Annotated in this window: 12 protein-coding genes; 11 read left to right on the top strand and 1 reads right to left on the bottom strand. The window is 33.8% G+C overall.

Going from position 1 to position 15,416, the window contains the following annotated elements:
• The first annotated feature begins 422 nt into the window (after window positions 1-422).
• The 7 genes from MPR_RS09670 (at window position 423) to MPR_RS09635 (ending at window position 8,196) form a co-directional block, all read left to right on the top strand.
• Window positions 423-1,277 carry an energy transducer TonB gene (locus tag MPR_RS09670; RefSeq protein WP_041892045.1) on the top strand — a complete coding sequence of 285 codons (855 nt, stop codon included), beginning with the start codon at window positions 423-425 and terminating at the stop codon, window positions 1,275-1,277.
• A gap of 83 nt (window positions 1,278-1,360) precedes the next feature.
• Window positions 1,361-2,824 carry a TlpA family protein disulfide reductase gene (locus MPR_RS09665; RefSeq protein ID WP_041892041.1) on the top strand — a complete coding sequence of 488 codons (1,464 nt, stop codon included), beginning with the start codon at window positions 1,361-1,363 and terminating at the stop codon, window positions 2,822-2,824.
• Window positions 2,825-3,283: 459 nt separating this feature from the next.
• A complete protein-coding gene (locus MPR_RS18900; RefSeq protein ID WP_041892038.1) occupies window positions 3,284-3,520 on the top strand; it encodes a hypothetical protein in 237 nt (78 codons plus the stop codon).
• 454 nt (window positions 3,521-3,974) lie between these two features.
• On the top strand, window positions 3,975-5,039 hold the full coding sequence (locus MPR_RS09650) for an ankyrin repeat domain-containing protein (protein WP_041892037.1): 1,065 nt from the start codon (window positions 3,975-3,977) through the stop codon (window positions 5,037-5,039).
• Between the two features lie 18 nt (window positions 5,040-5,057).
• A complete protein-coding gene (locus tag MPR_RS09645) occupies window positions 5,058-5,846 on the top strand; it encodes a GLPGLI family protein (protein ID WP_041895344.1) in 789 nt (262 codons plus the stop codon).
• Window positions 5,847-5,935: 89 nt separating this feature from the next.
• Window positions 5,936-7,273 (top strand): NCS2 family permease, encoded by a 1,338-nt coding sequence (locus tag MPR_RS09640; RefSeq protein WP_041892035.1) that lies wholly within the window; start codon window positions 5,936-5,938, stop codon window positions 7,271-7,273.
• 191 nt (window positions 7,274-7,464) lie between these two features.
• A complete protein-coding gene (locus tag MPR_RS09635; RefSeq protein WP_041892033.1) occupies window positions 7,465-8,196 on the top strand; it encodes an MBL fold metallo-hydrolase in 732 nt (243 codons plus the stop codon).
• 269 nt (window positions 8,197-8,465) lie between these two features.
• Here the strand turns inward: MPR_RS09635 and gltS are convergent, their stop codons facing one another.
• Window positions 8,466-9,674, bottom strand: coding sequence for a sodium/glutamate symporter (gene gltS, locus MPR_RS09630; RefSeq protein WP_041892031.1), 1,209 nt, complete (start codon window positions 9,672-9,674; stop codon window positions 8,466-8,468).
• A 244-nt stretch (window positions 9,675-9,918) separates the two neighbouring features.
• Here gltS and guaA point away from each other — a divergent pair, with 244 nt between their 5' ends.
• The 4 genes from guaA (at window position 9,919) to MPR_RS09610 (ending at window position 15,416) form a co-directional block, all read left to right on the top strand.
• Window positions 9,919-11,445, top strand: coding sequence for a glutamine-hydrolyzing GMP synthase (gene guaA, locus MPR_RS09625; protein WP_041892029.1), 1,527 nt, complete (start codon window positions 9,919-9,921; stop codon window positions 11,443-11,445).
• A 70-nt stretch (window positions 11,446-11,515) separates the two neighbouring features.
• Entirely contained in the window at window positions 11,516-13,579 is a 2,064-nt protein-coding gene (locus tag MPR_RS09620) for a LysM peptidoglycan-binding domain-containing protein (protein WP_041892027.1), read from the top strand.
• Window positions 13,579-13,803 (top strand): DUF3820 family protein, encoded by a 225-nt coding sequence (locus tag MPR_RS09615; protein WP_006259000.1) that lies wholly within the window; start codon window positions 13,579-13,581, stop codon window positions 13,801-13,803. The genes MPR_RS09620 and MPR_RS09615 overlap by 1 nt, the downstream gene beginning before the upstream one ends.
• A 323-nt stretch (window positions 13,804-14,126) precedes the next feature.
• Complete coding sequence (locus tag MPR_RS09610; RefSeq protein ID WP_041892025.1) at window positions 14,127-15,416, top strand: NAD(P)/FAD-dependent oxidoreductase; 1,290 nt, start codon at window positions 14,127-14,129, stop codon at window positions 15,414-15,416.

Below are 15,416 nucleotides of genomic sequence, written 5' to 3'. Positions count from 1 at the left end.
AAATCTGTACAGTATTAAGTAGGATTATTAACTATAACTGTACAGTTATAGTAGGACGAGACACTTTTTCTTTTGAATGAGTCCGTAGTGAGTCCGTTATGAGTCCGTAGTAAGTCCGTTAATTAGCACAAAATAACGGAGGGAGTAGGGACTTACTTCTCAAGCTTATAAGTATTGTCAAAAAGAATAGCAATACGAACTATGAACTAGGTTAGAAATAATTTTTGTTAGTATTTATTTAAGAAAAATAAATCTATTAAATAATAAATGTGTAGTATTATCGTTTATAATTTGTATATTAGTCATATACTTTAGTTTAATATTAATTTTTTAATACAGTATGAGAGTAACTGTAGATTGATTTAGCTGTTGGTATTCGAATAATCCAACAGCCTATTGTTTAACATTTAAAATAAATAATTATGGCAAAGAATGATTTGTTTAGAAAAGATTGGTTGGATATCGTCTTTGAGCACCGCAATAAGGCGTATGGAGCGTATAATTTGCGCAAAAACAGTTCGTGTACCACCGTTTTATCCTTAGTAGCAGGAATGTTTCTCTTTAGTGCCGTATTTATTGTTCCTACAGTGATCTCTAATTTATTTGCAAGTAATGATCCAGGTTCGGTTATAGTGATTATTGATGAAGTTATTAAACCTACAGCAGTAGAAGAAGAAATCTTTACACCTAAGGAGGAGCCAATCGTAGAACTCCCTGCCAACAAGGTAGAAACAGTATTAAGCAAGACTAAAGAAGTAGAGTTTCGCGAGTTCGAGGCAGCAGATGCGAATGAGGTTACTACAGTAGCCCCTACAGTAGATGAGTTTATAGATGCTAATCCGGGCGCACATAATCTAGATGCTAATCCAGATGGGGTAATTGCTATTGATGAAGCTAGAACAGATAATCCGAATGAAGTGGTGGATTCTAGTGACGCTACAACAGGAGAAGCGCTAGAAGATACGACAGTGTATATAGGAGTATCTACTAAAGCAGAACCTTATGAGACAATGGCTAAATTTAGCAGCCGATTTGTGGGTTCATTTAGAACACCAGATTTAGATGCTAGCGTGAAGGAAGTAAAAGTTATTATGTCTTTTATAGTAGAGAAAGACGGTAGTCTAACAGATATCAAAGTGATGAGAGATCCAGGATATGGAGTAGGACAAGAGGCTATCAGAGTCTTAAAGAGAATGCCAAAATGGAAACCTGCCCTAAATAAAGGAAAGGCAGTTCGTTCTCAGTTCACACTACCTGTTACGATTAGAGTTCAGTAAATTGTTTAGACTTTTCTATATTAAGCAGTATTCAGAGATGGATGCTGCTTTTTTTATTAAATTTAGTTTTTACTTAGTTGATTATGAAGACAAACATTGTGCAGTACTTATTTTTAGTACCCCTAGTGCTTATTGGAGGGATGACAGGCTGTTTAGATAAGAACAGGAATATTAAACCTTCTGTTGAGGAAAGCAAACAAATTGTGTTTGTGTTTGAGCCACAAGAGATAGACTGGAGTAGTAATCGCTTAAAGAGTAATGCAATTATATATTTTGATAAAGATAGCTTACAAGTAAAGAGCTATACGGTAAACAATTATTTAAAAGGAGATACAATTGTGATTACTGTTAAAGATCAAGAAGTGTATTTTAACTATTATCTATCTAATGGTAAGGATATTAAACAGAATCTGTTTTATAATTTTCAACGTGGTGATACTATAGATATCAGATATGTTGATAATCTACCTTTAGTTGATATTCGACATAGAAAAGAAAATCTTGAGGAGATAAATATTCAGCAACACTTATATAGTAAACAACCTTTAGAACAAAGCTTGTTTAGAAATAGATATGACAGGAATCGCTCTATTGAGGAAGAAAAGAGATATTTAGTAGAAGAAGATAACTATTATCATGATGTATATTCAACTCTAGATTCTCTTAAACTAGTAAATCAGATATCACAACGAATGTATGATGTACTGTTTTATAGTAATTACTATTATAGAATCAATACGCGTAAAGATACTTATGATTTTAATAGCATAGGTACAGAGGATTTGAGACGTGATGATTTATTAGTGTCAGGAGCTTACCGCTTTTTCTTAGAAAACTATGTACAGTATTATTACGATATAAGAGTTCCTGATCCTCAAGTTCCTTTTGTAATTGATTACGAAGATGCTTTTAATAAAGTAATAATAAGTACTGAGTTTAGCGAAGTGATCAAGGAGTATCTGCTTCTGTATTATTTCGAACAAATAGTACATAATGGAATTTTAAAGAAAGACTTAGTAAATCTATATGAGAAGCTGAAGGCTGGTGTAAAAAATGACAAAGCATTGTCTGTAATACAGCATAAGTACGGAAGTAGATTAAATAGTGTGTTGGATGATAAAAGTGTTCTATTGCTGGATTCTAATAACAATACGTTTTCATTAGCAGACTTAGTAAAAGAGAATAAAGGTCAAGTTATTGTAATTGATTTTTGGGCTTCGTGGTGTGGTCCTTGTCTTCAGATGATGCCTTATTCTAAAGCTTTAAAAGAGGTGTTAGGACAAGAACCAGTAGTATTTATTTACATTTCGATTGATAGTGATAAGAGAGCTTGGACTACTGCTTATAATAAAATAGGATTACCTATTGGTAGGCATAATGTTTTGGCTATGAACTACCCTGAACATTCTTTCTATGAAGAATTAAATTTGACAGAAATACCACGTTATATCCTATATAATAAGGAAGGAAAATTAGTGAATGCTAAAGCTGCATATCCTAATAGTGATGTGCTTAGAGAAGAGATTTTATCTTTGGTGAAAGAGTAATACAGTTTTATTTTAAATAATTGAATTTTAATTAGTTATAATGATTTATACTTAAAATGTGAAATGCCATTGTAATATAATGAAGGATATCAATTGATATTGACTAATAAGATTGGTACAAGTATACTATCATTGTTTATGATGTATTACATTTAGTAATATAGTTTCTGATGGATAATTTGAGTTAGATATGTTTTTTAATAATTGATTATGTTATATTATTTAATCGTTTTGGTAGTAATTATTCTTATTGGAAGTAATAAGAAGTGGGATCTGAAAAAGAAGATATTATTGATAATATCATTTCTAGTACTATGTGCCGTACTGTTTTTTATTGCGATTATTTGGGGTTTTGATAGAGGGAGAGAGCCACTAAATGTAGAAGAAGTTGGTTAAGAGAAAGTTGATAGTTTAGATAAAGAGGAATAAGTCATTGACTTAGATAATAATGTAGAAGAATTGGTATTAGAAGAAGAGCATAATGGTGATGTGTCAGAAGGAGTGATGTCTATAAATAAAAATATAGGGTCAAGAATATATGGTGATTTTAATGGTGATGGAAAAAAAGAGTATGCTTACCGCAAATTGGTTAAAGAGGGGTATGGTGGTAGTCGTGTAGATGGTGGGGTTCCAGAGGAATACGAAATACAGTTTAGCGATAGTTCTATAAAGCCTATAGCAGTTGGTTGCTGTTGATTTACACTTATTAATAAAGGAGATTTAGATAATGACGGAGCGGATGAAATCATAATAGTTCAAGATCCTCATAATGGATGTTTAGGAAGGGTACAAACGTATACGATTAAGAATAATGAAAGTAGGTACTTATTTGATCCTTTTTATTTATTTATATGTGATGGAGTAAGCGATGAGAATATGTTTGGTTTGATAGTCAAAGAAGGTAGTAAAGTTTATTACTATGAAGTCGATCTCAATGATCTGAAGCTGTTAAAGAAAGAAGCTGTTTTTTATTAGATATATTTAGGATGAAGAGTTCTTATGGTTTATATACAACACCTTTTGATTTGAAGAGGCATTGCAGATAGTTTGGGTTTTGGTGTTTAGTTTTAATAAATATTATTTATAATTTAAATTATATTACATTATTCTTTGTATATTCGGGTTGAAAAAAGAAAAAGAAAAGTTGTAAATGGCAAAGAAGAAGAAAACCCTACCCAAGGACTTTCAAGAATTAGTAGACGCTAAGGATATGAAAGCGCTAAAGAAAGTATTTGACACTTGTGAGATAGATGCACGAGGTGGTTATAGTAAGCATACTGCCTTGAGTTTTTATAACGTAAAGGATGAGTTTGTCCGTTGGATGGTGGAGAATGGAGCTGATCTGGAAGCTGTAGATACGTATAAGCGAACAGCGTTACATGAACATGCTAGTAGACGCAATGGAAGTATAGCGGTTTTCTTAGAATTAGGGGCTAATATACATGCTGTAGATACGTATGGTACTACGCCATTACACTTTGCGGCAGGGTATGGATTGAATAAAGATGCTGTAAAGAGATTGATAGAAGTAGGTGCTAATATTCATGCTCTAGACTCTTATAAAGAAACACCTTTAAAATGTGCATTGAGACGTGCTAGTAATATTGACTTACCTGCTTTAGTAGAAATCGCTAAGTTACTTTTACCATTTACAAAAGAGATTACGCTAGGATTAAAAGATGATGTTACTCGTATAGGAGAACGCTTTGAATTTCATAGAGAAAATTTTAATAAAGAGTTTATAGAAGAAAGCGATACAGCTTTGACTGCTTTATATGAACTATTCGATGTTACGCCTGTCAAAAGACGTATTATGCACGATGGAGTGTCTAAAATAGAAGTAGCAGGTACTACGTGGGAAGAGCAGTTTGAGGAACTGTGGGATTACTTAATTCCTTCTAAGGGTAAGGCAAAGACTGTACAAGGGGAAGTAGTGCGTATAGCGGGGAAGGTTCGCGATGAAATTTATAGAAATGGAGGAGGCAATTGGGATGCTGATTTTAAAAAGATGTTGGATGCTTTCTTAGTGTATGTGTCTTCTTCGAATGCATTGTCTAAAAAGGAATTAGCTGATATCACTGCATTAGTAAAGGAAATTCGAAAAAGTGGAGATGGTGAAACGAGAGAGCTTAATTATCTATGTGAATCGGCGAATAATTGGGTACTTAAGAATAGCAATCCAATAAAATTAGGTGAAGTGAAGTATAAGAGATAATCTTTAATGATAATTGATATGAAGTATTGGTATTTGTTACTGTTTTCTAGTTGTATTCTATCTGCTCAAGAGTTTAAGGAAGTAGAAGTGATGAGATATTATTATGAAAGCAAGGTCTTAACAGATAAATCTGTAGGTAAAATTAAGGATGGGACAGCTGTTGTAGATGTACTAGAGGATCAATCTCGATTTATGGATTATGCATCTTATGAGAGAGAGCGATGGCGACTAACCAAATCAGAGAATACTTCTAAAGAAGAGATTATGCAAAAAGTAGTGTCTTATGTACCTGTTTTTAATTGGTTTGTCATGACAGATAAGGATACCAATACCTTTTATGATAAGATAGGGCGATTACATAACTACTATAAAGAAGATAGAAATGAAATCAAGTGGGATATCAAAGCAAGTAAACTAAAGTGGTATGATTATGACGTGCAAGAGGCAACTGCTACGTATGGAGGAAGGGAGTGGACAGTATGGTTTACACAAGGTATTGCAGGGCAAGTAGGGCCTTATAAGTTCAATAATTTACCAGGATTCGTAGTAAAGGTTTGGGATACCGAAGGGCAGTACTCTTTTGAATTCTTAAATAGTCAAAAGATTAAAGTGATTTGGGATGTAAATGAAATAGGGACTTATACAGAATCTTCTAAAGAGAAGACAAAAAAGGCTATGAGTATCAATGCTAATAAGACCTATTTAAGTGATTTAGAAGGGACTGGTATAACTATAGATGAAAAAGGGCAAGAGCTTTTTAATAAAAAGAAGGTAAATTATATAAATCCTATAGAACGCGATTATTAGATATAAAGGCCGATATAATTCTTTATTTTAATTAGAATTGGTTAAATCTTCTTATTTTTGTATGCTTTAAAAAGCAACAACACAACACAATGAAGAATTTTCTTGAACGCTACTTTCAGTTGAGTAGCAATGGTACTACTATTAAACGAGAGTTTATAGCAGGTATCATCACGTTTCTGACCATGTCTTATATCTTGGTCGTTAACCCTAATATCTTAGCAGATGCTGGGATGGATAGAGAAGCGTTATTTACCACAACTGCCTTAGCTACAATCGTAGCAACCTTATTAATGGGGTTTTATGCAAAGTTACCCATAGCGCAGGCACCAGGAATGGGACTGAATAGTTTCTTTGCTTATTCAGTAGTTTTGACCTTGGGATATACTTGGCAGTTCGCTTTAACGGCTGTATTTATAGAAGGGATTATCTTCTTGTTATTGACGTTTTTTAATGTACGAGAACTTATTGTTAGAAGTATACCGAAAGTTTTAAAAGAAGCAATACCCGCAGGTATTGGGTTATTCATTACTCTTATAGGACTGAAGAGCGCAGGTGTAGTTGTATCAGATCCTAATACCTTAGTGAGATTAGGAGATTTTGGTCAGCATACTGTATGGATGACTTTCATTGGACTTATTGTGACGGGTATTTTATTAATCCGAAATGTGAATGGAGCTATTCTATTTGGTATTTTGAGTGCTACTATTTTTGGGTTGATCTTAGGGGATGTAGCATTGCCGACTAGTATTGTCGCGTTGCCACCTTCTATAGAGCCTATCTTTGGAGAGGCGATTAAACCTATGTTTACAGCAGAGGGATGGAATCAGATACTGTCTATTGATATGGTGGTAGTGGTGTTTACATTCTTATTCGTAAATCTATTCGATACCGTAGGGACGTTAATTGGAGTTATTTCTAAGACTAATTTGGCCGATAAGAATGGTAATTTCCCTCAAATGAAAAAAGCCTTATTTACAGATGCGATGGGAACTACTGTAGGATCTATCTTAGGAACGAGCTCTGTTACTTCTTATGTAGAGAGTGCGTCAGGAGTAGCTTCTGGTGGGCGTACAGGATTAACCGCAGTAAGTGTGGCTGTAATGTTTGCACTAGCTTTATTCTTAGGACCTATCTTTTTGATTATTCCAGCTGCCGCAACAGCTCCAGCTTTAATCATAGTGGGGTTATTCATGATTTCGTCTGTGACTAGGATCAACTTTGAGAAGCTATCAGACGGATTGCCTGCATTCTTAACGATCGTTTTTATGCCTTTTACTTACAGTATTGCTGAAGGGATTGTATTCGGTATGTTGAGTTATACCATACTAAAAATAGGAGCAAAAGAGCACAAGGATATTACGCCAACAGTCTATGTATTATCGATGCTTTTCTTAGTAAAGATTGTGTTGGATGTAGTAACGAAGTAAGTTTAAGTTATATGTCACGGATTATAAGTCTGTGGTAAGAAGATAAAGATTACTCAAAGTCGGGAGACTTTGCCTAGCGAGTAAATGTCACGGATTGCTAAATCCGCGACAACAGCTGACTTTGCCTAGCGAGGTCGTAAATATGCGTCCTATGTGGGGTGCAAATACATGAAAAAATAATAGATTAATAAATGAATATAGAAATATTACATATAAATGCTCAATCTGCAGAAGGACAGCCAACTGTTTTTAATCCTGTGGTAGTGGGGTTTGCTGATGGAACTTCTTATTTAATAGATTGTGGTTTTACTTATAATTTTCAAGAGTTTAAACAAGAGTTAATGCATCTAGGATTAATGATTGCTGATTTGAAAGGGATTATTATTTCTCATGATGATATTGATCATTTAGAAGGGATACATTTATTTAAAGAGGAATATGTTTCTTTAGAGGTTATCAGTAGTGCTCTGGAGGCTGACTCTGTTTCTGGTAAGGTAGAGTCTGAACGTCTTATACAAGTTAAAGAGAGCCTTACTCATATCCCTGAGGAGATGAAAGGATGGGTAAATGACTTCATTAAACAACTTGAGGGTATCAAACGTTTTGAGGTTACTCAAACTTTAGAGGATGGACAGTTCTTTAAAGATACTTTACAAGTGATAGCAACACCAGGTCATACGAAGGGGCATATCTCATTCTTTGATACAGAGAGTCAGACATTAATAGCAGCGGATGCTATAGTGGTAGAGGATGGAGAGTTTAATATTGCCAATCCTCAGTTTACTTTAGATATGGAGGCTGCTTTAGCTTCTGTAGAGAAGATTAAAGCTTTAAAACCTAGTCGTGTAATTTGTTATCACGGAGGTGTGGTGGAAGAAGGTATCGAGGAGAAATTAGAGCGATTGATTCAGCGATATAATTAAAGTTTTATGTTGTCACGGATTAGAAATCCGCGCCAACTGTAGGGGTGTATTACCATACGCCTATACAAAGTATAGCACACGTAGTTTGTCATTCTGACGTAAGGAAGAATCACATCCTTTAAAGCTGGGAGACCTTGTGCAGTGAGGGATGTGTGTTACAGATTACAAACCTATACCAACGGTTTGAGTATATACTTACACCAATAAAAAATGCTACTTAAATCTAGTTTAAGTAGCATTTTTTTATGTGTAATTCTATATCTCGTTTTCTATAAAAATGTAATAAACACATTTAAGATTAATGCATTTAGAATATCAATAAAGAATGCTCCTACCATAGGGATAATTAGGAATGCTTTAGGTGATGGTCCAAAGCGACTTGTCACAGCTTGAATATTAGCCACAGCTGTTGCGGTAGCTCCTAAACCAAATCCACAGTGTCCAGCACTTAGAACGATAGCGTCATAATCTTTGCCCATGGCTCTATAAGTAATAAAGTAAGCAAAGAATAACATCATCGTAACTTGTATTAATAGAATTAGTAGGATAGGTAATGCTAAGTCTGTTACGGTCCATATCTTTAAAGACATTAAGGCACAAGCTAAGAAAATAGATAGTCCAGCATTTCCTAAAATTTCTATTGATTCGTCATGCATTTTTACTTTAAAAAGGTGAGGTAATACATTTCTAATTACGACTCCGATGAATAAACACCATACAAATGTAGGTAGTTTAAAAGCGTATTGGGTATTCCACTCAGCTAGATATTGTCCTACAACTAAACAGATTGAAAGAAAAGTAATTGTAAGCATAATACTTTTATAGTTTACTTTCTTATCTGTTACTACAGAAGGAACAGAGATTTCATGAGTCTCATCGTTCTGTTGTATTTGTTCAGGAGATAGTTCTTTAAAGTTGTTTTTACGCAATAATTTGTATGCTAATGGCCCACCAATTGTACCCCCTAAGATTAGTCCAAAAGTAGCACATGCCATACCGATATCTTTAGCTCCTATAAGTGGGTTTGCACTAGCCATAAAGGTATCTGCCCATCCACCTGCTGTTCCATGTCCACCAGTTAATGTAATAGATCCAGCGATTAATCCAAATCGAGGGTCTAGTTCTAATAAGTAAGCTAAGGTCACTCCTAAGAAGTTCTGACAGATAATAAATACTGCTGCTATAACTAGGAATATGATTAATCCTTTTCCACCTTTAATAAGTGTTCTAAAATCAGCATTAAGACCGATAGAGGAAAAGAAGATAAACATCATTCCTTGTTGGATATTTTCGTCAATTGTAAATTCTTTGCCAGTAACGGAATAGGCAATCCAAGAAAATATAGCAACAATAAAACCACCTACAACAGGTTCGGGGATATTAAATTTTTGAAAAAAGTTTACTTTTTGAACTACGAAGTGTCCTAATAATAACACGAAGCAGGCAAGCATTAACGTTTCATAAATTCCAAAATCCATATAAGTTTGTTCTATTTAAGGTGAAAAAATAATGATCTAAAAGGTAGACCTTCGTTCGCAAATATAAATAAACTAGGATGTAGTAACCTAAAAAACTTGTTTTTATTCTTATCTAAATGATGTTTTTTATTCTTAAGTTGTTTGTTTTGTAGCGGTTACTGCGTTCGGGAGTGGTCATAAATAAGAAGTAGAAAGAAATTCTAAAAACTTTTTTGAGATACGTAGATTATAACTATTTTTGCGCATGCAACACAATGTACTTATTTTAGATTTTGGATCGCAATACACACAGTTGATTGCGAGAAGGGTTCGCGAGTTAAATATATTCTGCGAAATCTTACCTTATAATGATATGCCTAAGGATTTGACAGAATATAAAGCTGTTATTTTATCAGGTAGTCCTTATTCAGTTCGCTCAGAAGAAGCGTTACACCCAGATTTGTCGAATATCAAAGGAAAAATGCCTCTATTAGCAGTATGCTACGGTGCTCAGTACTTAGCTCATTTCTTTGGAGGAGAAGTAGCACCATCTGATACACGTGAGTATGGTAGAGCAAATTTAGACTTTATAGCAGAGGATGATTTCTTTAAGGATATTCCTCATAATAGTCAAGTTTGGATGAGTCACAGTGATACTATTAAACAATTACCTACTAATGGAGTATTGTTAGCTAGTACTAAAGACGTAAAGAATGCTGCTTATAAAGTAGAAGGAGAACAAACTTATGCTATTCAATTTCACCCAGAGGTTTACCATTCTACAGATGGAGCACAACTGTTGAAAAACTTCTTAGTTGATATCGCTGGTGTTAGTCAAGATTTTACTCCAAATGCTTTTGTTGAAGAGACAATAACAGATTTAAGAAATAAGATCGGATCAGAGAAAGTTGTTTTAGCTTTATCTGGAGGAGTAGATTCTACGGTAGCTGCTGTGTTATTACACAAAGCAATTGGAGAGAACTTACACTGTATCTTTGTAAATAATGGATTATTACGTAAAAACGAGTTCCAAAATGTATTAAACCAATACAATGGAATGGGACTAAACGTAAAAGGAGTAGATGCTACAGATCGTTTTATGGAAGCTCTTGCAGGTTTAGAAGATCCAGAGCAAAAACGTAAAGCTATCGGTAAGTCTTTTATCGATGTATTTGATGATGAATCTAAATTAATCGAAGATGCTACTTTTTTAGGTCAAGGTACTATATATCCTGACGTAATCGAGTCTATCTCTGTAAAAGGGCCATCAGCTACTATTAAATCACACCATAACGTAGGAGGATTACCTGACTTTATGAAATTAAAAGTAGTAGAGCCTTTACGTATGTTATTTAAAGATGAGGTACGTAGAGTAGGAGCTTCTTTAGGAATAGATCCTGAGTTATTAGGAAGACACCCTTTCCCAGGACCAGGTCTTGCTATTAGAATCTTAGGAGATATCACTCAAGAAAAAGTAAGATTATTACAAGAAGTAGATGCTATCTTTATAGAAGGACTTAGAGAACATGGTCTTTATAACTCAGTATGGCAAGCAGGAGCAATCCTTCTACCAGTAAACAGTGTTGGTGTAATGGGGGATGAGCGTACTTACGAAAAAGTGGTTGCACTAAGAGCAGTTGCTTCTACAGATGGTATGACTGCAGACTGGGTACACTTACCTTATGAGTTCTTAATGGAGATTTCTAATAAAATAATTAACCGCGTAAAAGGTGTAAACAGAGTGGTTTACGATATTAGTTCAAAACCGCCTGCAACAATTGAGTGGGAATAATTTAAATAATTCAATAAGTCGCTGTAACTTTGTTATAGCGACTTATCGTTTTTTATAAATTGTATTGCTAATGAAAAAGAAGATATTTATAGCCTTAACGGCATTTGTTTTTACATCGTCTGTTCTAGCTCAGTCGGGCTCATTTATTCAGTATAGAGTGAATAAAGGGGATACTGTAAGTAAGATCTCTAGAGATTATGATATACCTGTAAGTGAAATACTAAAGTATAATCCTGATGCAAAGAATGGGATTAATGAGAATAGTTTTTTATTAATTCCTACAAAGGATTTTATAACTAAAGAAAAAAATAAAGGATCTAATCCTCTATTAAAAAACGATGAGAAGACAAAGAATACTTCTGCTTCTAAAGGAACGCATACTGTGCAACCTAAGGAAACAATGTATAGTATTAGCAAAAAATATAATGTGTCTATCAATGATCTACACGCATGGAATCCTTCTTTAAAAGAAACAGGTTTACTAGCTGATAGTGAAATTATTGTTGCTCCCAATGCTAAGAAATCATCTTCTATGGATGTGACTAAGTATGAGCAAGAAAAACCAAAGAAGATACCAGCTACATTGCCATCGTCTACAGCAGATACTATTAAAGATATTAATAATATCTATTATAGAAATATAGATGTAGAACCTAAAGCAACACTTTATAGTCTAGCTGTAACGTACAATACTTCTGTACAGAGACTACTAGAACTGAATCCAGAGCTAAAAGATGGTCTTAAAAGTGGGCAAACGATAAAAGTACCAGCTTATGGCTTTCAAGCAAAGGCTAAAGTGGTAGAGGTAACTCCAGAAACTCCTAAAACTGCTGAGACAAAGTTTGTTCGCTTAGTAGTAGAGCCACAACAAACGCTGTATAGTATTAGCCGTAAATATGATGTGCCTATTAAGGAGATTATTAAACTTAACCCAGATCTTCAACAAGGATTAAAGAGTGGTATGGAGTTAATATTACCTTATAAAGAAGGTCTAGATATTGTTGTAGAAGAAAATATACCTAAAGAAGAAAATGAAGGATACTTAACACCTGATACAACAGGAGGTTATGTTGATTTGAGTAATTCTATTAGTCGATTAGATCATAAGGAGTTAGCGTTATTGTTGCCTTTTAATATTGATAAGTTAGGAGATAATGTAGATGCTAAGTTGAGTTCTGATGGATTCTTGAATATGACTTTGGATTTCTATTCAGGAGCTAAGATGGCTGTGGAGTATGCAGAGAGTCTTAATCTACCTTTAACAGTAAATGTCTATGATTCTAGTGAAAGCAAGAATAGTAGTGGTGTGAAGAGTTTATTTAACTCTAAAGACTTTAGTAATACAGATGTTATTATTGGGCCATTTTATCAGAGTAATGTAGATGCTGCTGTAAAAGCATTGCCTAATGACAAAGTAATATTAGTATCTCCATTGTCAAATGAGAAAGCTACTGCGTCTAATAGACTTGTACAGACTATGCCTTATAGCAATGTACTTAAGAATCAGTTATTAGAGTACTTTAAGAAATCAGGTGCTAAGATTACCGTGATTGTAGATGATAAGAAACAATCAACAAAGCAGTTTATGAATCAGTACTTTCCGGAGATAAAAATGATTAGTACTAGTCAAATCGGAGAGATAGATAAAACGTTAGTAAAAGACAAGAAAAATGTCTTTGTACTAGATTCTAATAGTATAGCATCAGCATTGTTATTCACTGATAAGTTAAAGAATAGAACAAAGGATTATGATATTCAGATTGCTTCTTTTGACAAGTCAGATGTATTTGATTACAGTGAGATTAGAATAGAGACCTTGGTTGATTTAAAATATACTTTCCCTTCAGTGACAAGAGATTCTCAAGAGTCTCGATCTGAATCATTATTTGGTCAAGAATATAAAAATAGATATAATGTCTATCCTAACCGCTTTGCAACAAGAGGATTTGACGTGACATTAGATGTGATTTTTAGAATGTTCCAAAAAGATGGATTTATGCAGACTACTAATAAGAAATCTCAAGAAATAGAGAACAGATTTAGCTATAGCCGTAATCCAGAAGGAACACTTAGAAATAGTGGAGTATACTTACTACAGTATGATACAGACTTAAATGTAAAGGTGCTTAACTAATGATAGATAATGAAAAATACTTAGTAGAACTCGCTCATACTAAAATGCCTTATGGTAAATATGAGGGAAGATACTTGATTGATTTACCAGAGCACTATATCGTTTGGTATCATAATAAAGGCTTCCCAAAGGGTAAACTAGGAGAACAATTAGGTTTAATCTATGAATTAAAATTAAATGGATTAGAACCTTTAATACGAAATATTAGAAATAACTTTAAATAATCATTGATTATTAAATAGAGAAAAGGCAAGTTGTGAATAGCAGCTTGCCTTTTTTTATAAGTGTATACTAGGTAAAATTATAAAGTTCAAGTCTTTGTCAAAAACTTATGAAAATTATTAAAATAATGTAATTATTAGTTTTTTAGCATTAGAAGTAAAAGTTCTATAATTAGAGTAACTCATATTGTCAAATCAATAAAAATAGGGCTTTAAATTTCCTATTGTCTTAAAATATAACGTGGATTAGGGGGATTTTAGAAAACTGAAATTTTTATCAATGCGAATTAATTATTGTAAATTTGCATTGTAAAAATCGAGTGATTATGATGAATATTCCTACTTCAAAACGCCCACGTGTTGTTATTATTGGTGGAGGTTTTGGGGGTTTAGCACTTGCTAAAAAACTAAAGAACAAAAATTTTCAAGTTGTGCTTTTAGATAAGCATAATTATCATACGTTTCAACCACTGTTGTATCAAGTAGCAACGGGAGGATTGGAGTCAGGATCTATTGCATATCCTATTCGTAAAGTTGTACAAAATTACGAAGAGATATATTTCAGATTAGCTAATGTACAACGTATAGATACAGAAAATAAAAAGGTAGTTGCTGATATTGGTACGATTTTTTATGATTATGTTGTAATTGCTACAGGATCTAAAACTAATTTCTTTGGTAATGAAAATATTACTAAGAATAGTATGGCCATGAAGACTATCCCTGAGTCATTAGATATCCGTAGTTTAGTATTAGAGAACTTTGAAGAAGCTTTACAGACTACAGATGATCAAGAACAAAAGGCATTAATGAACTTTGTGATCGTTGGTGCAGGACCTACTGGAGTTGAACTTGCTGGTGCTTTAGCAGAAATGAAGAAGCATGTATTGCCTAAGGATTACCCAGACTTAGACTTTAATAAGATGGAGATCAACGTAATTCAAGGAGCTAATAAGGTTCTTGATGCAATGAGTGAGAAATCATCTACTAAAGCTCAAGAGTTCTTAGAGAACCTAGGTGTGAAAGTATACTTAGGTGAAATAGTAACAGATTATAAAGATAAAAAAGTATATACAAAATCAGGTAAAGAGTTCACAGCAGAAACTGTGATTTGGACAGCAGGAGTAATGGGAGCTACTGTAGATGGTTTTGATGCAACTGTTATTCAAAGAGGAAATAGAATCAAAGTAAACGAATACAATCAAGTAGAAGGCTTTACAGATATCTTTGCTATTGGTGATGTCGCTACTATGATGACAGATAAAACTCCTATGGGACACCCTATGATGGCCCAGCCTGCTATACAGCAAGGAGAATTATTAGCGAATAACTTGATTAGATTAAGAGATGGACAACCTTTAAAATCATTCGTTTATAATGATAAAGGATCTATGGCAACTATCGGACGTAATAAAGCAGTAGTGGACTTACCTAAGTTCCAGTTTAGCGGTTTCTTTGCGTGGTTTGTATGGATGTTTGTTCACTTGATGTCTCTAATCGGATTTAGAAACAAATTAGTTGTATTCTGGAACTGGATGTATAACTATATGATGTTTGACAGACAAGCTCGTTTAATCATTCGTCCATTCAAAAACAAAGTGGATGAAAGAGAATAA

This window comes from Myroides profundi (genome assembly GCF_000833025.1).
Taxonomy (GTDB): Bacteria; Bacteroidota; Bacteroidia; order Flavobacteriales; family Flavobacteriaceae; genus Flavobacterium; species Flavobacterium profundi_A.
The sequence above is the reverse complement of the archived record's forward strand: the minus strand, read 5'-3'. Positions and strand labels throughout refer to the sequence as shown.